We start from the raw sequence: 20,461 nt of genomic DNA, 5'->3' as shown, positions 1-20,461 counted from the left end.
TCATATCCGGCGGCGACACCACGATCTCCGCCTCCAAGGTAACGGCGGGTGACGCCACCCACACTGCCGATCTTGGTATCCAGACCGGCGGAAATCTGATCGTCACCGCCGGCAAGGATACCGAAACCGAGCATGACAGCGCCAAACGCAAGGGTTTCCTTCGCAGCGGCAGCTCGAGCTATGATGGCTACAACGAAACGACGGTTGGCTCTCAGCTCTCAGCCTCGGGCGACGTCAATCTCGATGCTGGCAAGGCAGCCGCCATTGTCGGCTCGAAGGTCAACGCAGATGGTTCGCTCAACGTCTCCGGCGAGAGCGTCTCGATCATTGGCGCGCAGGAGAACCACCAGTCCGACAGCCAGCGCAAGGATTCCGGCCTCTTCGTCGGCTCCGGCGGCGGCTTCATCTCGCTCTACGGCAAGAATGAAAAGCAGGGTCAGCAATCTTCCACGGACAACATCGGCTCAGAGCTTACGGCCGGGAAGGACGTTAACCTGACTGCGAGGACAACGGATCTCAATATCATGGGATCGTCCGTCAGTGCCGATCGTGACATCAACCTGTCGGCCGCTCGCGACGTCAACGTCACACCCGGCGCCGAAAGCTCGTCACAGTCCGAGCAGCAGAAGAAGTCCGGTTTCGGCCTAGCCCTTTCCGCCGGCAATGGCGGCTTCTCGATCGGGATTGGGGCGCAGTCGACCAAGGACAGCAAGGCGCAGCAGTCCGATACCAATGCAATATCGACATTGGCGGCGGGCCGTGACCTCAACATCTCGGCGGGCAACAACGTCAACCTGCAGGCGACCAGCGCCTCGGCCGATCGCGACGTCACTCTCTTTGCCAAGAACGATATCAATCTGCTCTCGGCCAACGACGTCACCAATTACGAGGAGGTGCATGAAAAGACCTTTGCCGGTGTGACCATCTCGGTGACGAGCCAAGTCGGCAAGGCGGCTCAAAGCATCATGAACTCGGCCGAGCGCCTTTCGGACAGCGGAGGCGTCAATGCGGTAACCAATACGGCCATTGCCGGCCTCGGTTTCTACGAGGGCTACAAGGGACTGAAGGGCGCATATGAGGGGCTTACCAGCGCGGATCCGAAGGTTGGAACCGGTCTTTCCTTCAGCATCGGCATCAATGCCGGCGTAAGCCGTCAGGAAAACAGTTGGTCCTCGTCTTCCTCGACCCCGGTCGTGACGGATATTCGCGCGGGGCGCTCCATCACCATGGAGGCCGAGAAAGGCTCCATCACCAGTGATGGTGCGCAGATCGTGGCCGGCTACGACAAGAACGGCATCCCCACCCTTCCTGGCGATCCGCTGACCGGCGATATCTTCCTGTCGGCGGCGAATGGCGACATCAACCTCAACGCTGCCACCGGCACGTCGGATTCGACCAGCTCGAACAAATCCTGGAGCGTGGGCGTCGGCGTCAACTTTGGTTGCACCAGCAAGGGCGGTTGCCAGGAGACCGGCGTGGGGGTCAACGCCTCCTACGGCAAGGGCGGTTCGGAAACCTCCGGCACCAACCATACGAACACGCATGTGAACGGCACCGGTGATGTCACCATCGTCACCAACGATCTCGCGCTGAAGGGGGCGACGGTCGCCGGCAATGCGGTTGCGATCGATGTCAAGAACCTGACGATCGAAAGCCAGGTGGATACGCAGAAGGCCAAGGCCGACCAGTTCAATGTCTCCGGCCAGATCGGCTTTGGAAACACCGGCATCTCCGGCACCGTGCAGAAGGGCAAGGGCGATGCGGTGCTCGTGTCCGAACAATCAGGCATTCATGCTGGCAGCGGCGGCCTCAACATCGATGTCAGCGGCCAGACGTCGCTCATCGGCGGGCTGATCACCAGTGAAGCTGGCGAAGGTCGCAACAGCTTTTCGACCGGTACACTGACGGTCGCTGATATCGACACGCACTCGACCTGGAAGGCCAGCACTTATGGCGGCGGGATCGGCACGGGTGGGCTCACAATCGCCCCGCCGGTCAAGGCCGGCGAGAGTGAGACCGGCAAGGCCTATTCGGCCATCGGCGGCAATATCGGCGTCACGATTACCGATCCCGCGCACCAGACGCAGGACATCGGCACGATCCGCCGCGATACCGACAACACCAACACCTCGCTGCCCGGCCTGCCGGATCTGCAGAATATTCTGCGCGACCAGTACAAGACGCAGGCCGATCTGCAGGCGGCGCAGGCCACGATGGCGGGGCTGGTGGCGACCATTGCAGACCAGTTTGAAGGACAGGCCCTTGCTGCCGGTCACCCCGAGGATGCGGCGTATTGGGAAGAGGGCGGTGCGGGTCGCGCGTTGTTGCACGCAATTGGCGCAGGTCTGCTTGGTGGTGTTAACGGCTGGGAGGGCGCTCTGAAGGGTGCTCTTGGTGGCGCGACGACGACATTGCTAGCTCCAGCGATCGGCAATCTCGTCAAAGGAATGCTAAAGGATAGTACCTTGTCCGATCAGGACAAGCAGACGCTTGCCGCACTGGTCGGAGCCAGCCTCAGCGCCACGGTCGGAGGAATGGTCGGTGGTGGCGAAGGCGCTGCTTATGGGGCCGCGAACTATCAGTTCAACTATCTTGCACAAAACAAGGCACGATCGCGCGTCGTCGCGAAAGCCAAACTTGAGGAATGCAGGGATAGCGGGACCTGCAGTGCTGCGCAGATCGCGAGCTATCAGTCGATGGTCGATCAGTACACTCAAGAGGATAAGGAGACTGATCACCAACTTAAGGCAGCCTGCGATGCCGCGCCAAAGGGGTCAGCTTGTGTTTCAGCTGTGACACAAGCGTTGATCGCGGCGGAATACTACGTTTCACCGGATTATCTTTCGACACTATTCATGAACCTGCCGGACAGCGGCTACCGCGATATTGAGAACGAAATTCTCAGCGGCCATTTCGATGAGACAGCAAATCGTGATTTGAAGCGGGCAATCTACGATGAGCGACAGGATATCATAGCGCTGCTTCAACAATATCGACCATCTGTTGCCGAAGCGTGGAAGCAGATTGGCTACGATAACATCGCCGCGCTTGTTGTTGCCGGAGCATCACTCGGGCTGGAAGGTTTTACTAGAGGTAGTGAGGGCACCGTAACAACGGGGGCCAATACACCGAAAAGCGCACCAAGGTTTCTGACAGACTCCGCAGGTAACACGATTGACTTAAATTTCTCCAGAGGCCTTACCCAAACCAACGTCTCTGTCACAGGTTCGAGAGGCTCAGTTCAATATCCGCTTCGAGATCAATTGCCAAATTCATATGCTAATCTCGGAAACGGTCATGCTGTAGTGTATGGCCCTGACGGGAGGGCTCTGTATGATGTCTCTGGAGCGAGAATTAAGGTTGTCGAATGGAACCAAGCGCCGAATGGAACGTGGTTTCCCAAAAAAGGAAGTGACACTAAGGTTTTTGAAGGAAATGTTCCACAATCCATCTTGGAAGATCTAGGGTTGAAATAATGGACGTTTGTGAAGGGAAAGTCTCTAAGGAGATCTTGGGCTTGTTTACTTCAGACATCGGCTCAGGTGAATTCTTTAGCTATGTTGGGAATCTAGTATCCGTAGAGCAAGCGCTAGCGGTTTTTGGAATACTGTCACCTGATTTTATCGAACATGAAGACCATGTATTTTGGCGTGCGAATGCCTCGGCCGATATTTCCCGTGGGCTTCGTCTTGCAGGATTAAAAGTAACCGAAGCAGGCCAATTACAACCGAGCGCTCAGCGCATTGATGTCGAACGCTATCAAAACAATTTTTCTGTTAGTCAATTCTTTTCGAAATGGGAAGACACCCGTGAGAGTTCGGTCTCTCGTGTTGGCTTGACAGAAAAAGACTATAAGTTGTGCCATATTTTTGCACAGCAGCTTGCGCGATATTGGAAGATGGCGCTGTTCGAATGCTTTCCTCATCGAGCATTTGAGTTTGAGGTGGCTGATGACCTACTCGATGAATATGGGGTATGTTTGACGTTCTGGCAGCCCGAATTACGGTGACAGTGCACTCAATAAGATTCCCCGATCTGACCAAAACAAGCAAATGCCCGCCTTGCTCGGATCGCCGTCCCTAATATTCCAAATCACGCTACCCAAAGTGGGCACGGGCGCCTGCAAATCCTCTTTTGCGATCAAACCAAGGTCATCATTGAGGAAATAAGTGCACTGTCACCGTAATTCCGGGTTGTTCGCACCGAAAGGAAGGCCCATCAAATGAAATACGAACCACCCGAAAACAGAAGCGAGGAAGAGATAATCAAAGCGCTTTCGCGTGCTGACAATAGTCCTGAAGAGCGCATACGGGCAGTCCTATCAGCGATCTACTACGGCAGAACTATCCAATTTTCGGGTGATACACTGATTGGAGAATTCTCGAAGGCAAAATATGCAGAAAAGCGTTGGTTGATGAACCTATTTGAAACTTTCTATGGAATGTGCCGAGCGAATTATCGAATCGAGGACGGTATCACACTCTTAAAGGCCTACAGACGGGAGGCTCCTAAATATAGACCGCAAATTGATTCTACCCTCGAAGCACTCGGCGAGTATAAGTCAATATTTAAAGATCCCTACGAAGGGAATTAGGCGAGACCAGTGACACGATGAGCTATGATCTACATCTTGATTTTCATACGTCGGCTGGAATTGAAGAGATAACCAAATTTCTTTCAGCGCGTGGAAATTATCAGCTAAGCGGCAAGCAGGCAGTTTATCACAACGCGATTACCGGTGTTTATTTCACGCTCGCCTTCAGTGAGGAAAAGCGGGGCTTATTTCGCAAGAATACAGCAAAAGCCGATATAAATATTAATTACTGCCGACCAAGCTTTTTTGGATTGGAAGCTGAGATAGAAATTACCTCGCTTCTTCAGCGTTTTCCTTGCCAGATTCATGATCCCCAAATGAATGGGATGGGGGATGGTCCTTATTCCAAGGAGGGATTTCTGCGCGGTTGGAACGCCGGCAATGAATTCGGTGTGGATGCGATTCTCTCTCAGTCCAGTGATCCGATCCTGTATCTCCCTTCGTCGCAGCTTCACAACGCATGGCGCTGGAACTACGGCCAGCCGCTCCGGCAAGCCAAGTGCGGGGACAAACAGTTTGTTCCACAGATCCTATACATGCTGATTGGCGGTCATGTTCGTACTATCGCTGTTTGGGGTGACGCACTGCCGGCAGTCTTGCCGACAGTTGATTTCGTCCTACTGGCACGACAAGAGGGCGCTAACAGCGTCTTTGGTTTTGCATCCTGGGAGGAGGTGGCAAAACTGCTGACCGCGAACGGCTATCAAAACGGCCTTGACGGATTTAACCTGGATTACGCAATTCCTCCAACGCCGATCGCAGACTTCGTTCAAGGGTTTGCTCCGATCGACCGCTCTGAGCTCGTTAAGCTTTCGCCGGATCGCGTTTTGGATCAGGAACTTGTCCAGCGCCAACTTGCAGCCCGTCAGAACTGACAATCATGCAGCTCAATCATCAGAGAAGGCCGCCCAAGGCTGCAAGGTACACTCCGATTAAGTCCGATTAAGAAAGAGAACCCAAGGATGCGCTTGCGGAAAAGCCAGATGAGACGGAACCTCCTCTGTCGGTTGGTTCCGCACCCTCTTATCGCTTGCAAAATCCAAATAAACTTTCCCTCGGCCAATTGTTCTCCGCGACGGCGCAAAAATATGAAAGATGGTTCGTACCCGTTGCCCCTGGTCGCTACGCCATCACATACGCGTCGTGCCACTATGGAAATACGACCATCGAAGCGGGAGGTGACAATGACGGCCTCTTCGGTAGAACATTCAGCTATGTCCGACCATTTGGGGGTGAAAGTACCATCACGATTGGCCCGGGGCAGATTGTCGACGCCGGATATATCCGGTTGGCAGGAACACGCAGCAACCCGCGCGTGGTGGGATCGGAAGCCACAGCCGCCGAGCGTGACCTTATGAAGAGCGTCATGCCGGATGTCTATCCTTCGATTACTTTCACGAAATTCGGTTTGTAAGCGCTTAATTAGTTCGTCAGACCTCTTCTAGCCGCTTTAGACAAGAGTAGCTCCAGTCATACCAATGCCCATGTCAACGGGACAGATGACATTGTCTGGAGCGACTTGATCGCCGAGCCGATCTGCGCTTCAAAACGTCCGACAGGCCCCCATCGTTTGCGACGTATCGCGCCAAATCCCGGCGCCGTGCAAAATCACGTGAAAACCGCAACTGGCGGCATGGCGCCGATGCGTTTTTCGTGTGCTGCGGAGAGGATGGCAACCACGCAGGCCAAGGCAAGTGCGACGGCACCCAGCACCGGCAGGCTGCGATAGCCATATCCACCCTCGAGCAGAGCGGCGCCGATGACCGCGGCGATCGCGATGCCGATGTTGAAGCCCGAGGGGATGAGGGAGGAGGCAAGGCTCGGTGCATCGGCCGTCCACATCAGAATGCGCGCCTGAACCGGAGCGCCGATCGCGAAGTTAAGCGCACCCCAAATGAAGATCGTCACGGTCATCAGCACGGGATAGGGGCTGACAAGGTAAAGGACGACCAATATCGCAGCCTGAATGGCGAGCATGACGATCAGCGATGGCATCAGTTTCCAATCCGAGAGCCGCCCGCCCAACAAGACACCCAAAGTTGCTCCGACGCCATTGAGCAGGAGCACCCACGGAATAAGCATGGCATCGAGGCCCGTCACTTCCCGCAGGAGCGGCGTGATGTAGGTGAAAGGCACCATTTGCCCGATCATCAGGGCAAGCACGATGATAAGCGAGGTCCAAACCTGCTGGCGGCCAAGAACGCGCACTTCGCGGCTCAGATGGCCGGATGGCTGAACTTCGGTTTTCGTTGATGGGATCAAGGCCCAGATCGCGGCCAATGCGAGGACACCGACCGAGGTCATGGCCCAAAATGTCGTCCGCCATCCCCAAAGTCCGCCGATCGCCGCACCGATGGGTACGCCGATAATGTTCGAGACCGTCAAGCCGGCGAGGATGACCGCGACGGCACGCCCCCGGAACGCCTGCGGGACGAGGCCGACGGCAATCACCATGGCAATGCCGAAATAGGCGCCGTGCGCGATCGCGGTCGCAACGCGGAAGAGAAGCATGCTGGCGAAGTCGGGCGCGAGCGCGCAAGCGACCTGCCCCAGGCAAAAGGCGATCGTAAGGGCAATCAGAATGGTCCAACGCGAGACTTGCCGGGTCGCCATGGTCAGGAGCGGGCCACCGATTGCGATACCGAGCGCATAACCGGAAACCAGATAGCCGGCAAATGGGATCGAGACACCCAGGCCCTCAGCCACATCCGGGAGAATACCTGCAATGACGAACTCGGTCGTGCCGAACGCGAACGCGGCCAGAAACAAAGCGAACAGGGGTAAGGGCAAATCCAGCTCCCATATAAAGGTATAAGGATTTCTTTAAATTACGGATGAAGGCACATCAAGTGCGAGATCTCATTGTCGGGGGTGAGAGCAAAGAAACGAGCTCTGCCTGAACCAGTTGGATCCATTCTGCAAAAGGCGATTTTCGGATCGTTTTCGGCTGTCAAACATACGCCATTTCAGGGGTCGATCCTTGACAAGCCAATAATGTTTGTAAAGGCTTATCGCCATGAGTGAGGTGGCTGATTGGTTATCTTATACAAGTCCGATCAGTCGGAAAAACGCTGCCGAAGCAGTGTTTGATGATATTCGTTCGGCGATAACATCGGGACGGTTGGCGGTTGGGACAAGGCTGCCCGCCGAGTCGCAGCTTGCCGCCCGTTATGGTGTCAGCCGCCCGATCATCCGTGAGGCGCTCCGCTCGCTGCAGACGCTCGGCCTTACCCAGACCCGCACTGGCAGCGGCACCTATGTCATGACCTCCACCCCCGGTCCGGAACTACGCTATGGCGGCTATTCCGCGCGCGATCTGATCGAAGCGCGACCCTTCATCGAGGTTCCTGCCGCCGGCTGGGCGGCGCTGCGGCGCACTGAGCAGCAATTGGCGCGATTGCTTGAACTTTGCGATGAGATGGACGGGCAAGAAGATCCCCTGAAGTGGGTCAATCTGGATTCGGAATTCCATTCGATGATCGCCGAATCCTCGGGAAATGCCGTCTTTTACAAGATCGTATCCGATGCCCGCGATGCGCTGATGCGGCAATCGGAACTCGTCAACATGATGGCGCAGCGTCGCGTGGCCTCGAATGTCGAGCACCGCCGCATCGTCGAGGCGATTGCGGCGGGATCGGAAGAGGGGGCCATCGCGGCGATGGAAGCCCATCTCGGTCAGGTCAAGCGCGTGGTGACCACGATCATCGGCGAGGATCAGCCGCACCGTTGACGACGGCCGGCAGATTGGCGAGCCGCTCAGGCCGCAGCGCCTCGAAAAGCTCTTCCGCGGTCAAATACCCATGGTCCAGCACGATTTCCGGCACTGTGCGCCCGGTTGCCAGCGCTTCGCGCGCAACCTTGGTTGCCGCCTGATAGCCGATCAGCGGGTTCAGTGCCGTGGCAAGGCCGATCGATTCCTGCAGGCGTTGCGCCATGAGGGCGGGATTGGCGGTAATGCCATCGACGCAGCGTTCGGCGAGGATATGGCAGGCCGCGGTCAGATGCATGATGTTTTCCGATAGTGCGCGCACCATGATCGGTTCGAAGGCATTGAGCTGCAGCTGGCCGGCTTCCGCGGCCATGGTCACGGTGATGTCGTTGCCGATGACGGAAAAGGCCACCTGGTTGACCATTTCGGGGATCACCGGATTGACCTTGCCGGGCATGATGCTCGAACCGGCCTGCATCGCCGGCAGCGTGATTTCGCCGATGCCGGCCCGTGGACCGGAGGAGAGCAGGCGCAGGTCATTGCACGTCTTCGAAAGCTTGACCGCGACGCGCTTCAGTACACCCGAAAGATGGACGAAGGCGCCGGGATCCTGCGTTGCTTCGATGAGGTCGCTGGCGGTGACCAGCGGGCGGCCCGTCAGCCGGGCCAGATGGGCGCAGGCAAGGGCGGCATAGCCGGCCGGCGCATTGAGGCCGGTGCCGATGGCGGTGGCGCCGAGATTGACCTCATGGAGCAGGGAAGCCGATTCGAGCAGGCGGGCTCTGTCTTCTCCGAGCATGACGGCGAAGGTTCTGAATTCCTGTCCGAGGGTCATCGGCACGGCGTCCTGCAGCTGCGTGCGACCGACTTTCAGGATGCTGTCGAACTCCTTGGCCTTGCGCTCGAAAGCTCCCTGCAGCGCTTTCATCGCGGCTGCGAGACCATCGATCGCCTCGATTACCGCGACGTTGACGGCTGTGGGATAGGCATCGTTGGTGGACTGGCTGAGATTGACGTGATCGTTCGGATGAAGATGGCCATAGTCGCCCTTGGCATGGCCGAGCAGTTCGAGCGCCCGATTGGCGATGACCTCGTTGGCGTTCATGTTGGTCGAAGTGCCGGCGCCGCCCTGGATGACATCGACGACGAACTGTTCGTGAAGCTCGCCGGCACGGATTTCCCGGCAGGCACGCACGATGGCATCGAGCCTCTCCTTGGTGAGCAGGCCAAGCTCGTGATTGGCAAGCGCCGCCGCTTCCTTGACGAAGGCAAGGCCGCGGATGAGATGCGTGTAACGCCCGATCGGCGTGCCCGTTACCTGGAAGTTTTCGACCGCTCTAGCAGTGTGCACCCCCCAATAGACATCGGCTGGAATATCCTTTTCGCCCAGCAGATCATACTCGCTTCGCGTCTTGACCACATTATCCTCCTACGGTCGAAATCATGCTTTATCTGTCAAGCTGTATGACAGATTTAAAACCTGTTATCGATTGCGCCGAACCGCGTCAATAAGCCTGCGGCCGGGTTGACCTCAGGCAAATTCTATGACTAAGAAGAAAAATCTGTCATACAGCATTACAGCATGGCCGGCGATCAGAAGCTTCGATCGACGGCTTGATGAAAGCGAAAGGGCATCCTGTCGGGTGCAAACAAGCACCCCGGACCCGTCCATGGACAAACGGCTCAAGGGAGGAGCAATGTCAGTTGAAACCATCCAGAATGTGCCGGTAGATCGCCAGCCGCCGGCCAATGAGGACCTTGGCTATCACAAGGCCTTGAAGCCGCGCCAAATCCAGATGATCGCCATTGGCGGCGCGATCGGCACCGGTCTCTTCCTTGGTGCTGGCGGGCGGCTCGCCGCAGCCGGTCCGGCCTTGATCTTCGTCTATGCGCTCTGCGGCTTCTTTGCCTTTCTGGTGCTGCGTGCGCTTGGCGAATTGATCATGCACCGCCCGAGCTCCGGCTCCTTCGTTTCCTATGCACGCGAGTTCTACGGTGAGAAGATGGCCTTTGCGGTCGGCTGGATGTACTGGCTGAACTGGGCCATGACATCGGTTGCCGATGTGACGGCCGTGGCGCTCTACATGAACTTCTTCAAGCATTATGTACCGTGGCTTGCCGGTATCGATCAGTGGGTCTTCGCGCTGATTGCACTGATGGCCGTGCTGGTCATGAACCTTCTGTCGGTCAAGGTTTTCGGCGAGCTCGAATTCTGGTTCAGTCTGATCAAGGTTCTGGCGCTTGCAAGCTTCCTCGTCATCGGCATCTATTTCGTTGTTTCCGGCACGCCGATCGCCGGCCATACGGCTGGTTTCAGCGTCATCAGCGATAGCGGCGGCTTCTTCCCCAACGGCATCCTGCCTGCCTTCGTCATCATTCAGGGCGTGGTCTTTGCCTATGCGTCGATCGAGCTGATCGGAACGACGGCGGGTGAAACCGAAGATCCGCGCAAGGTCATGCCGGGCGCGATCCGCACGGTGGTTGCGCGCCTGCTGATCTTCTATGTCGGCTCGGTGCTGCTTCTGTCGCTGCTTTTGCCTTATACGGCCTATAAGGCCGGCGAGAGCCCCTTCGTTACCTTCTTCGGAACGATCGGCATCCAAGGCGCCGATGTCATCATGAACCTCGTCGTCTTGACGGCCGTGCTGTCCTCGCTCAATGCCGGCCTTTATTCCACCGGCCGCATCCTGCATTCGATGGCCGTTTCCGGCTCGGCGCCGGCAGCGCTTGCGAGGATGAACAAGGCAGGCGTGCCCTATGGCGGCATTGCGGTAACGGCCGTCGTGACGGTCATCGGCGTGGCGCTGAATGCCGTGGTGCCGTCGGCTGCATTCGAGATTGCGCTCAATCTCTCGGCGCTCGGCATCATCTCTGCCTGGGGCGTCATCGTGCTGTGCCAGCTGAAGCTCTGGAAGCTGTCGAAGCGCAGCGAAATGGCGCGTCCGGATTTCCGCATGTTCGGCGCACCTTACACCGGCATCCTAACGCTGGTCTTCCTCTTCGCGGTACTTGTTCTGATGGCGCTCGACTATCCGGTCGGCACCTGGACGATCGCCTCGCTCATTCTGATCGCGCCGGCCTTGGTCATCGGCTGGTATCTGCTGCGCGACCGCATCCACCGGCTGGCAGCCGAGCGGGGCCAGTCGTGACGGCAGGAAAGGTCAATCCGCTGGTGGCTGTCATCGCGACCGGTGGCACCATCGCAAGCAAGCGCGCCGGTAACGGCGCCAGCTCGCCGTCTCTGACGGGAGAAAACCTGCTGGCGCTCCTGCCCGACATGTCCGTCGATCTCAAACCCATCGAATTGATGGCGAAGGATTCGGCAAGCCTCACGCTTGCCGACATGCAAGCTATCAGCGACAAGGTGGGTGAATTGCTTGATGATGCCGCCGTCAGTGGCGTCGTCATCCTGCACGGCACCGACGCGATGGAAGAGACGGCGCTGCTCGTCCATCTGCAGCACGGGCTCAACAAGCCCGTCATCTTCACCGGCGCGCAGTTTACCGCGGATCATCGGAACGCTGACGGCCCTGCCAACCTTGCCGCAGCCGTTGCTGCTGCTATCGATCCGGTCAATACCGAGCGCGGCGTGCTCGTCTGTTTCGGCGGCCGGCGGCTGCCGGCCTGGGGGCTTTATAAGTCCTCATCGGATGTTGCCGACGCTTTTCGGCAATCGCGGCCGCTCGAAAATCCGCCGAGCCCGCGCCTTGCCGCAGCGCTCGACAGCGTGCGTGTCGATGTGGTGGCGATCTATCCGGGTTGTGACTCGATACATGTGGATGCCAGCCTGAGGGCCAATGCCGATGGCATCGTTCTTGCGGCGCTGGGCTCCGGCAACGCTAATCCGCGTCTCGTCGAGGCTGTCAGGCGCTGTGCCGGCGTCGGCGTGCCTGTGGTGGTCTCCAGCCGGGTGCCGGATGGATTGCTGGTTTCAAGCTATGGCGGTGGCGGTGGCGGACATGATCTTGCCGATGCCAGCGCTGTTCATTCTTCCACCTTGCGGCCGGGGCAGGCGAGAATCCTGCTGGCAGCTCTCGTCGCCTCCGGCGCGGGCGCTAAAGTCATCGAGCAGGCTTTTGCGGACTTCGGAGCCAACGCCACACCCTGAAGGTCTGGGCTTTCGAGTCCATCAGGGGCTTCGATTGCGCAAGAGCGAGCCGGCGGGTTCGTGAATGGTCGCGACGGCCGGTCGACGGGGATTTCAGTCGTGCTTTTCGGTCGCCGCCAGCCCGATGGATTATTCTTCGGAAGCGGCCACGGAATTTCCGACATCGATGGCGTTTAGTTCCTGCCGCAGCGTCTGGACTTTTTTAGGTCCGTAAAGCTGCGCAAATTCCAGCTGCGCCTTTTGCCAGAGGGGTTCTGCTTGCTTGTGGAGGCGGCGGCCTTGGTCTGTAAGTTCAATGATACGAACTCGGCCGTCCGTCGGAGACGGCTTCATCGTGACAAAGCCGTCGCGCTCAAGAAAGCCGACCATCTTTCCCATAGCCGTCCGCTCGATATCGAGCCGCTCGGCGAGAGTGTTCACAGCAGCCCCGCCCGCTTCTTCAAGGGCGGCGAGGCTCAAAAACTGCGTGATACGTAGCCCGGTTGGCTCTAGGTGGCTATCATAGAAACGGGTAATCTGCCGAGTAGCCTTTCTCATTGCGGAGCAAGTGCACTGATCGATTCCTAGGGGTTGGTTAGCGGTCAACATCTCAATTTCCTCTCAAGAGCCGTGCATTGCTAAAGCCATGGGCAGGAAAATTCTGAGAATCTCCTGCCCATGGCCTGTTTATAGATACCGGCGGCCTTCGCCACTATCAGAACATGCCTTGGGGAGGCGTGATATAACCGGGATCTACGGCTGCAAGCGTACTCTTCAGCAAAGCCGTTCCCTCGTCAGCCATGATTTCGCTCTTGCCGTTGGCGAGCGCATCATAGGTCTGGCGCACGACGTCCGCCGGATTGGCCTTCGGGACGTCGATACCGTTGGTCAGATCCGTATCGACGAAGCCTACGTGGAGACCGAGAACCTGGATGCCGCGATCACGAAGGTGATGCCGGAGCTGGTTCGTGAAGCTCCATGCGGCCGCTTTTGAGGCGGCATATGGAGTGAGGATTGGCCGTGGCAGCCACACGATGTCGGACAGAACATTGATGATGGCGGCATGGGACTTGTTCGAGAGGGCTTGCTCGAAGGCTTGGCTCACGCGAACCACGCCGTAGTAATTGGTATCGAAGAGACGCTGCGACTGAGTTTCGAAATCCTCCGCCAGTGGTCCGTCGATCAGAGCGGCAATACCCGCGTTGTTGACCAGAATGTTGGTATCAGCGGCGATTTCGGCGGCAGTGGCGATCGATGCCGTATCCGTGACATCAATCTGGACTGGAACGATACCCGGCTCGCTAAAGCCGCTGGTGTTGCGCATCCCCGCATAGACCTTGGCGGCCCCTCGGCGGACGGCTTCGCGGGCGAAGGCCAAGCCCAGACCGCGATTGGCACCGGTGATGAAGACTGTGTTGTTGGCGACGTCCATGACTGAATTCCTTTCTAGAACTGTGAGGGGCAGGGCAACGTTGCGCCTGCTGGCGCGATGGGTGTTGGGTTCAAAGAAAGAGGTCTTCCGGCAACTTTCCGGAGAGTGCTCCCCGCAGGTGAGCGGAGAGAGCCATGACCGAGCCAAGCGGGCTCATTCGGACACTCACCCGCGGCACGGAGCCATCGGGATTACGGTCCACGACAACGGTGGCGGTGAGTTTTTCGCCACTGGTTAATTCGGCTTGGTACTCTAGGAAAAGCCGCGAGCCGACGGTCTCCAGGAACGTGGGGCTTTGTGAAGCGTAGAAGGTTCCGACGGTATTGACGGCGAGCTTGATCTCTTCGCGTCCGATGACAGGCCCCCTTATTACGGAACTGGTGAGCTCCGCGTCGGCCGTCAGGTCGTCCAGGAAGGGATGACGTTCATGTTCATGTGCCATTGCAATGTCTCCTGTCTGCTCGACCGTCACTCAAAGGCGGCGAGATTGTTTGTGATGAATTGCTTGACCGTCAGCGCGGGAGTTCCGGTGATCTTTTCGACTGCGTCGTTCGTTCCCGAGAACACGCCGTCGCGATAGTTCTGCGCGACTTCAACCAGGTGCTGCACTAGGAACGGCGGGAACTTATAAAGATTTTCCATCTTGTCCTTGAATTCCTCGATCGAGGTCGGCGCGTATTCGATCTTCACGCCAAGGACGTCGCTCATGATGGCGGCGATCTCGGTGTGGTTCATCTCGACAGGACCGTGGAGAGGGTAGATCTTGCCTTCGTGGCCCTGTGGATGGGCCAGAAGGTGAGCGATCACCCGACCCTGGTCATCAGCGGGAATAGGTGCATGGCGACCGTTCTCGAAGGGGAACTGGATCTTCCGCGTTGCCCAGATCTCCTTTGCGAAATGAGGGTAGACGAGCCAGTCGGCAAAGAACGTCGGACGCAGGTGGGTTGTCGGGACGCCCGACCAGTCGAAGACACGTTCCGAAACCCAGTGATCCTGTGCCGCGTGGCTACTCGATTCCCGACGAGCTGAAATCTGCGACATGTTGACGATCGTCGACACGCCAGTTTCCTTGGCGGCCTGTGCGAAATAGGCCGCTGCCCCAATGATTCCGGGCGCTATTGGATGCAGGAAATAGGCAGACCTGATGCCTTCCATGGCGGCCCGGATGGCATCGATATCGGTGAAATCACCGATGGCGGTTTCAAGGCCGCGCCGTCTCAGGGCTGCTGCCCGCTCATCGTCCGAGCGCACATAGGCACGAACAGTTTTGCCCATCTTGAGCAGTTCGTCGATGGCGGCCGTCCCAGTTCTTCCGGTCGCACCGCTTACAAGTATTTCAGCCTGGCTCACAATCTTCATCCTCAATTCGTTAGGAGCATATGCTCCCGATGAAAGAGATATAGGAGCATATGCTCTTAACGTCAAGAGTTAGATCTTTTTCATGGCAGGATCGCTGGTTCATATCCCTTCGAGGGCGGGGATACAGCGTTTCGTGGACAAGTTCATCGGCGTACCGTCCAGCGAAAAGTAGTCTTGCGTTGTCTCGATTGGAGAAAGGCCAGCTTGAAATCTGGCCCGTCATCGTGCATATCCATATGGATATGCACGAGAGGCCAGCATGCGCGATCTCCGACACCACGAATCGACACCTCCGCGAGAAGCAAAGCTCTTCCGCAACAATAAGAGCCAGGCTGTACGTATCCCGGCTGACTTTGAGCTTCCCGGCGATCGGGTGATGATCCACCGCGATGGAGATCGGCTTATCATCGAGCCGGTGCGTCGCAAGAACTTGCTTGACGTCTTGGCTGGTTTGGAACCACTCGGGCCGGAAGATCAGTTTCCCGAGATTGATGATACCTTGCTGCCTGCAAAGGAAATCGACCTTTGAGCGGGCTCTACATGCTCGATACCAATATTGTGTCCGAACTTGCGCGAAATCCGCAGGGCGTTGTTGCAAAGCGCATCGCAGAGGTGGGACCAGATGCCATTTGTGTCAGCATCATTACGGCCGCGGAGCTGCGCTACGGCTGCGCCAAAAAAGGATCGCCAAAACTCCTGGCGCAGATCGAGGCCATTCTTGGAAGCATATCTGTGCTCGCGCTCGATATCCCTGCCGATGCCGAATATGGCGCCATCAGGGCTGAGCTGGAGGCCGCTGGCAAACCTATTGGTCCAAACGACCTCTTCATAGCTGCCCATGCCCATGCGCTGGAGGCCGTGCTGGTCACGGCCAATACCGGGGAGTTTGAGCGCATCCGCGATCTGCGTATCGAAAACTGGCTGGATTGAGCATCCAGTTCGCCGAAAAGTACTTCAAATATCGCAGACAAAATGGCAATTCTTGCTGCTCCGCAGACCAACTATGTCCGATCTGCCTAGCAGTCATGAAAGCGGGCCGGCGGTCGGATGACAGCGCGGCCCGAAGTCTGGCTGGAAAGTATGATCATCAAGGCTGGTGCGCAACGTTTGCGACGACGACGGGGATCAGTAAATCACCCCAATTACCGTTGCCGCCATGGTGGCGTGCCGAGCGGATGAGCTCGACGGATACACCGGCCTCGACCGCATTCATGACGGCCTGATTGAGGCGATGCAGCTCATTGGCCAGCATGCGGATGACCGCCTGCTGATCGGCATTCATGGTGAGAGATTGCTCTTCAGCTCTCTCGCGAACGCGTGCTATCGATGCCATGTCATTCTCCTCCTGTGATCTCAATATCACTCTGCAGCCGGCTTGAATTGGGCATGTTCGGTCGATCCGTGCATGGCCGTGGTGGACGACTGGCCGCCGGTAATTGCCAGTGAAACCGCATCGAAATAACCGGTGCCGACTTCGCGCTGGTGCTTGGTCGCGGTGTAGCCATTGGCTTCCGCTGCAAATTCCGCCTGCTGCAGTTCGGAATAGGCGGCCATCTGGCGGGCCTTGTAGCCGCGGGCAAGCTCGAACATGCCGAAATTCAGCTGGTGGAAGCCGGCAAGCGTGATGAACTGGAACTTGTAGCCCATCGCGCCCAGCTCGCGCTGGAACTTGGCGATCGTCGCGTCATCCAGGTTCTTCTTCCAGTTGAAGGACGGCGAGCAATTGTAGGCGAGCAGCTTGCCGGGATGGGCCCGGTGCACGCCCTCGGCAAATTTGCGTGCCTGTTCGAGATCCGGCTTCGACGTCTCGCACCAGATCAGATCGCAATGCGGCGCATAGGCGACAGCGCGGGCAATACACGGCTCGATGCCATTCCGGACCTGATAGAAGCCTTCGACCGTGCGGCCGGCATCGTGGTCGACGAAAGGCCGGTCGCGCTCGTCGATGTCAGACGTCAGAAGCTTGGCGGCTTCGGCATCGGTGCGTGCGACGACAAGGGTTGGCACGCCCATGACGTCGGCTGCCAGCCGCGCCGCGTTGAGATTGCGGATATGAGCAGCCGTCGGAATAAGGACCTTGCCGCCAAGGTGGCCGCACTTCTTCTCCGATGCCAGCTGGTCCTCGAAATGGACACCGGCGGCACCCGCCTCGATATAGGCCTTCATGATCTCGAAGGCGTTGAGCGGCCCGCCGAAACCTGCTTCGGCATCGGCGACGATCGGTGCGAACCAGGTGTCGACCGAAAGACCCTTGCCTTCGGCGGTCTCAATCTGATCGGCCCGCTGCAGGGTGCGGTTGATGCGCTTCGCCAGTTCCGGACCCGCATTGGCGGGATAAAGGGACTGATCGGGATACATGGCCGAGGCCGTATTGGCGTCGGCTGCGACCTGCCATCCGGAAAGATAGATCGCCTTCAGGCCGGCGCGAACCATCTGCATGGCCTGGTTGCCCGAAAGCGCGCCGAGCGCATTGACGAAATCCTCCTCGTGAATGAGCTGCCAGAGCCGGTTCGCGCCCATTTCGGCGAGCGTATGGCGGATGGTGATCGACCCACGCAACCGCTCTACATCTGCGGCCTTGTAGGGACGCTCGATGCCATCGAAACGCCCCGCGGATGCGCTTGGAACCAGTTTGTAAAAGTCTGTCATGCTATTCTCCCGATACTATCTCTCGATCCTCCGATCGATCTTGATTGCGTGACTATTTTTACAATATCGATGCTAGTGGGGCTAGGAAAACCAAAAGATCCCGTTGAATAAAAGGGTTAGGATGTGTTATCGTTGACATCGCTTCTCAGTAAAATTGTAAATCTTGTAAAATAAGATCAGGCGAAAGTTTGTAAAAGGTTTGACATATGGTTGAGCGCAAGATCTTCGCCGGGCCTCGAGTGCGGCGTATCCGGATGGGGCTCGGTCTGACGCAGACGACAATGGCGCAGGCGCTTGATATCTCGCCCTCCTATCTTAATCTCATCGAGCGCAATCAGCGGCCATTGACCGTGCAGCTGCTGTTGAAGCTGTCGGCGGTCTATAAGGTCGATCTCGATGAGTTGCAGGGCGAGCAGGGCGGCAGTGCGGGGCAATTGCGTGAAGTCTTTGCCGATCCGCTGCTTGCAGGCGAAATCCCTGGAGATCACGAGCTGATCGAGCTTGCCGAAGCCGCGCCGAATGCGGCAAATGGCATGATCCGGCTTTATCGCGCCTATCGCGAGCAGGCTGCAAGACTGTCCGATCTTGCCGAGCTTCTGTCCCGCGAAGGCCGGGTTGCCGATGTCGCCGGTCCTCGCCTGCCGCTCGACGAAGTTCACGATCGTCTGCAGGCGCGCCCGAATTTTTTCGCCCGCATCGAGGATGCCGCCGAAACCTTCCATGAGCGCCTTTCGTCCGGCGATGATATGGCGGGCGCTTTGAAGGCGTGGTTGAAAAGCGAGCATGGCATTGCCGTGCGCCTGCTGCCGGTGCGCGCCATGCCGGGCCTGCGCCGCCGCTACGACCGGCATTCCATGCGGCTTTTCCTATCCGAGCGATTGTCGCCCTTCGATCAGCTTCGGGAGATTGCGACCGAGGTCTCGGCCCTGGCGATGCGCGAGGAGATCGCCGCCGAACTGGAGGCGCTTGCGCTTTCGACTCCGGAAGCCAAGCGCATCGCCCGCTTCGAGCTGGCGCGCTATGCTTCGCACGCCCTGCTGATGCCCTATGCTGCCTATCTTTCGGCGGCGCAGCGCCTGCACTACGACATCGACGGGCTTGGCGCGCGCTTCGGTGTGTCCTATGAGCAGGCCGCGACGCGGCTGACCAATCTGCAGCGTCCGGGCGCATCCGGCATTCCGTTTTTCCTGATGGAGGTCGATAGTGCCGGCCATCGCCTGCGCAAGGCGGGTGCCCAGGGCTTTCCGCAGGCGCGCTTCGGCGGCAGCTGTCCCAAGCTCAATATCCATGCCGCCTTTGCCCAGCCCGGGCAGATCTTGGTGGACGATACGCAAATGCCCGACGGTGGCGGATTTCTCACCATATCGCGCACGGTCGAGGGGCCGCGGGCCGACTTCGGAGAAAGGCTGCGCCGCACCGCGCTTCTCATCGGCTGCGATATCGCCCATCGCGATGAGGTGATCTACGGCAAGGCACTTGGCTCGATGCCAGTCGCAATCGGCCCGGCCTGTCGTTTATGCGAACGTCAGGGCTGTCTGGCGAGAGCCGAACCGCCGGTGACGCGCCCGCTCGGTCTCGATGAAATGGCGACGGGCCTGAGCATATTTGATTTCCAGTGATCGCATTGAAATCGCCGTTGCGCACCGGGAACGGCAAATTCAGTATGTTAAAATCTATCGTTTATATGGATAATTGTTGCGTCGATGCTCCGATAAATAGGATCTCATTCCTCGCGTGCTGGGCTTGCCCTCTCTAGGTTCCGCGCAGACAAGGAGTCCGATATCCATGAATTTTGCCAAGCGAACATCTGCCGCCATTTTTGCTGCTGCGCTTTCCTGCGGCGCGCTGTTCACCACGGTTGCGCATGCCGATGCGACACTCGATCGCATCAAGGGGCGCGGTGCGCTGACCGTCGGCGTCATCCTCTCCGGCGCGCCTTTTGGCTATATCGATCCGGCAAGCCAGGAGCAGAAGGGCTACAACCTCGACATCGCCAAGGCGCTTGCCGAAAAGCTCGGCGTCAAGCTGGAAACGGTGACGGTGACGCCGCCGAACCGTGTGCAATTCCTGCAGCAGGGCAAGGTCGATATCCTGATCGCCAACATGCAGTATACGGAAGAGCGCGCCAAGATCCTCGACTATGTACCGACGCCCTATGACCGTAGTGGCGGTGCTGCCGTCGGCCGCAAGGACAGCGGCCTCAACGACTGGAGCGACCTCAAGGGCAAACCTGTCTGCGTTTCCCAGGGCTCGAACTACACGCAGCCGCTGATGGAGCAATATGGCGCCGAAGTAAAGGCGCTGCCGAGCCAGCCGGAATCGCTGCTGGCCCTGCAGGGCGGCAATTGTGTTGCCGCCGTCCATGTCGGCGCGACCGTCGGTCTGCTGCTTAAGGATCGGCCGGAAGAATGGAAGGATTACAAGATCCTGTTTCCGACCGAACTCGTTCCTTCGGATTCAGTGATCTGGCTGCGCAAGGGCGAAAGCGATACGCGCGCGTCGCTCGACAAGGCCATCCAGGAACTGCATGCCAACGGCAAGCTTCTCGATTACGCCAAGGCGAACCGTCTGCTCAACACGACCTATCTTGAGGAAGAGCACAAGAAGCTCGAGGGCAAGTGACCTATCGGT

General features: G+C 58.1%; 19 protein-coding genes. 11 read left to right on the top strand and 8 right to left on the bottom strand.

The features are described from left to right. The 4 genes from ACPYOP_RS27915 to ACPYOP_RS27900 form a co-directional block, all read left to right on the top strand. The coding region (locus ACPYOP_RS27915) for a hemagglutinin repeat-containing protein (protein ID WP_481413505.1) at positions 1-3,476 on the top strand (3,476 nt) is incomplete at its 5' end. Positions 3,477-3,517: 41 nt separating this feature from the next. Next, positions 3,518-4,009 (top strand): hypothetical protein, encoded by a 492-nt coding sequence (locus tag ACPYOP_RS27910; protein ID WP_481413504.1) that lies wholly within the window; start codon positions 3,518-3,520, stop codon positions 4,007-4,009. Between the two features lie 213 nt (positions 4,010-4,222). After that, positions 4,223-4,594 carry a hypothetical protein gene (locus tag ACPYOP_RS27905; protein ID WP_481413503.1) on the top strand — a complete coding sequence of 124 codons (372 nt, stop codon included), beginning with the start codon at positions 4,223-4,225 and terminating at the stop codon, positions 4,592-4,594. 17 nt (positions 4,595-4,611) lie between these two features. Further along, positions 4,612-5,469, top strand: a complete 858-nt coding sequence (locus tag ACPYOP_RS27900; RefSeq protein ID WP_481413502.1) for a hypothetical protein — start codon at positions 4,612-4,614, stop codon at positions 5,467-5,469. A gap of 733 nt (positions 5,470-6,202) precedes the next feature. On the opposite strand, the gene ACPYOP_RS27895 is transcribed toward ACPYOP_RS27900, so the two are convergent. Then, positions 6,203-7,384 (bottom strand): MFS transporter, encoded by a 1,182-nt coding sequence (locus ACPYOP_RS27895; RefSeq protein WP_481413501.1) that lies wholly within the window; start codon positions 7,382-7,384, stop codon positions 6,203-6,205. Positions 7,385-7,610: 226 nt separating this feature from the next. On the opposite strand from ACPYOP_RS27895, the gene ACPYOP_RS27890 reads away from it, so the two are divergent. Further along, entirely contained in the window at positions 7,611-8,324 is a 714-nt protein-coding gene (locus ACPYOP_RS27890) for a FadR/GntR family transcriptional regulator (RefSeq protein WP_481413500.1), read from the top strand. On the opposite strand, the gene ACPYOP_RS27885 is transcribed toward ACPYOP_RS27890, so the two are convergent. Then, on the bottom strand, positions 8,296-9,723 hold the full coding sequence (locus ACPYOP_RS27885; RefSeq protein ID WP_481413499.1) for an aspartate ammonia-lyase: 1,428 nt from the start codon (positions 9,721-9,723) through the stop codon (positions 8,296-8,298). The two genes, ACPYOP_RS27890 and ACPYOP_RS27885, sit on opposite strands and share 29 nt — an antisense overlap. A 277-nt stretch (positions 9,724-10,000) precedes the next feature. On the opposite strand from ACPYOP_RS27885, the gene ACPYOP_RS27880 reads away from it, so the two are divergent. Continuing rightward, the gene (locus ACPYOP_RS27880) at positions 10,001-11,452 is read left to right on the top strand and encodes an amino acid permease (protein WP_481413498.1); all 1,452 of its coding nucleotides are present in this window, start codon (positions 10,001-10,003) and stop codon (positions 11,450-11,452) included. Continuing rightward, positions 11,449-12,411, top strand: coding sequence for an asparaginase domain-containing protein (locus ACPYOP_RS27875; protein ID WP_481413497.1), 963 nt, complete (start codon positions 11,449-11,451; stop codon positions 12,409-12,411). Before ACPYOP_RS27880 ends, ACPYOP_RS27875 begins: the two co-directional genes overlap by 4 nt. Positions 12,412-12,540: 129 nt before the next feature. Here ACPYOP_RS27875 and ACPYOP_RS27870 read toward each other — a convergent pair whose 3' ends face one another. The 4 genes from ACPYOP_RS27870 to ACPYOP_RS27855 form a co-directional block, all read right to left on the bottom strand. After that, entirely contained in the window at positions 12,541-12,999 is a 459-nt protein-coding gene (locus tag ACPYOP_RS27870) for a MarR family winged helix-turn-helix transcriptional regulator (protein WP_481413496.1), read from the bottom strand. Positions 13,000-13,105: 106 nt separating this feature from the next. After that, the gene (locus ACPYOP_RS27865) at positions 13,106-13,822 is read right to left on the bottom strand and encodes an SDR family oxidoreductase (protein WP_481413495.1); all 717 of its coding nucleotides are present in this window, start codon (positions 13,820-13,822) and stop codon (positions 13,106-13,108) included. Positions 13,823-13,892: 70 nt separating this feature from the next. Continuing rightward, on the bottom strand, positions 13,893-14,264 hold the full coding sequence (locus ACPYOP_RS27860) for a hypothetical protein (protein ID WP_481413494.1): 372 nt from the start codon (positions 14,262-14,264) through the stop codon (positions 13,893-13,895). Between the two features lie 26 nt (positions 14,265-14,290). Next, positions 14,291-15,172 (bottom strand): NmrA family NAD(P)-binding protein, encoded by an 882-nt coding sequence (locus ACPYOP_RS27855; RefSeq protein WP_481413493.1) that lies wholly within the window; start codon positions 15,170-15,172, stop codon positions 14,291-14,293. A 268-nt stretch (positions 15,173-15,440) separates the two neighbouring features. Between ACPYOP_RS27855 and ACPYOP_RS27850 the strand changes: the two genes are divergently transcribed. Then, on the top strand, positions 15,441-15,710 hold the full coding sequence (locus tag ACPYOP_RS27850; protein ID WP_481413492.1) for an antitoxin: 270 nt from the start codon (positions 15,441-15,443) through the stop codon (positions 15,708-15,710). After that, positions 15,707-16,111 (top strand): PIN domain-containing protein, encoded by a 405-nt coding sequence (locus ACPYOP_RS27845; RefSeq protein ID WP_481413491.1) that lies wholly within the window; start codon positions 15,707-15,709, stop codon positions 16,109-16,111. Before ACPYOP_RS27850 ends, ACPYOP_RS27845 begins: the two co-directional genes overlap by 4 nt. 157 nt (positions 16,112-16,268) lie before the next feature. On the opposite strand, the gene ACPYOP_RS27840 is transcribed toward ACPYOP_RS27845, so the two are convergent. Continuing rightward, entirely contained in the window at positions 16,269-16,514 is a 246-nt protein-coding gene (locus ACPYOP_RS27840; RefSeq protein ID WP_481413490.1) for an SMc00767 family acetate metabolism repressor, read from the bottom strand. Between the two features lie 26 nt (positions 16,515-16,540). Further along, the gene (gene aceA, locus ACPYOP_RS27835; protein ID WP_481413489.1) at positions 16,541-17,830 is read right to left on the bottom strand and encodes an isocitrate lyase; all 1,290 of its coding nucleotides are present in this window, start codon (positions 17,828-17,830) and stop codon (positions 16,541-16,543) included. Positions 17,831-18,036: 206 nt separating this feature from the next. Between aceA and ACPYOP_RS27830 the strand changes: the two genes are divergently transcribed. Together ACPYOP_RS27830 and ACPYOP_RS27825 are read left to right on the top strand one after the other, a co-directional pair. Next, the gene (locus ACPYOP_RS27830; RefSeq protein ID WP_481413488.1) at positions 18,037-19,449 is read left to right on the top strand and encodes a helix-turn-helix domain-containing protein; all 1,413 of its coding nucleotides are present in this window, start codon (positions 18,037-18,039) and stop codon (positions 19,447-19,449) included. A gap of 166 nt (positions 19,450-19,615) precedes the next feature. Further along, positions 19,616-20,452, top strand: coding sequence for a transporter substrate-binding domain-containing protein (locus ACPYOP_RS27825; RefSeq protein WP_481413487.1), 837 nt, complete (start codon positions 19,616-19,618; stop codon positions 20,450-20,452). The last annotated feature ends 9 nt before the right edge of the window (positions 20,453-20,461 follow it).

The organism is Rhizobium sp. KNZ2-6A, from assembly GCF_056755475.1.
This window is presented reverse-complemented; position numbering and strand designations above follow the sequence as displayed.

Excerpts from the sequence above, each read along its gene's own strand:
- ACPYOP_RS27860 (WP_481413494.1), bottom strand. The coding sequence starts at position 14,264 with ATGGCACATGAACATGAACGTCATCCCTTCCTGGACGACCTGACGGCC.
- ACPYOP_RS27905 (WP_481413503.1), top strand. The coding sequence starts at position 4,223 with ATGAAATACGAACCACCCGAAAACAGAAGCGAGGAAGAGATAATCAAA.
- ACPYOP_RS27830 (WP_481413488.1), top strand. The coding sequence starts at position 18,037 with ATGGTTGAGCGCAAGATCTTCGCCGGGCCTCGAGTGCGGCGTATCCGG.
- ACPYOP_RS27865 (WP_481413495.1), bottom strand. The coding sequence starts at position 13,822 with ATGGACGTCGCCAACAACACAGTCTTCATCACCGGTGCCAATCGCGGT.
- aceA (WP_481413489.1), bottom strand. The coding sequence starts at position 17,830 with ATGACAGACTTTTACAAACTGGTTCCAAGCGCATCCGCGGGGCGTTTC.
- ACPYOP_RS27890 (WP_481413500.1), top strand. The coding sequence starts at position 7,611 with ATGAGTGAGGTGGCTGATTGGTTATCTTATACAAGTCCGATCAGTCGG.
- ACPYOP_RS27870 (WP_481413496.1), bottom strand. The coding sequence starts at position 12,999 with ATGTTGACCGCTAACCAACCCCTAGGAATCGATCAGTGCACTTGCTCC.
- ACPYOP_RS27850 (WP_481413492.1), top strand. The coding sequence starts at position 15,441 with ATGCGCGATCTCCGACACCACGAATCGACACCTCCGCGAGAAGCAAAG.
- ACPYOP_RS27900 (WP_481413502.1), top strand. The coding sequence starts at position 4,612 with ATGAGCTATGATCTACATCTTGATTTTCATACGTCGGCTGGAATTGAA.
- ACPYOP_RS27880 (WP_481413498.1), top strand. The coding sequence starts at position 10,001 with ATGTCAGTTGAAACCATCCAGAATGTGCCGGTAGATCGCCAGCCGCCG.
- ACPYOP_RS27840 (WP_481413490.1), bottom strand. The coding sequence starts at position 16,514 with ATGGCATCGATAGCACGCGTTCGCGAGAGAGCTGAAGAGCAATCTCTC.
- ACPYOP_RS27825 (WP_481413487.1), top strand. The coding sequence starts at position 19,616 with ATGAATTTTGCCAAGCGAACATCTGCCGCCATTTTTGCTGCTGCGCTT.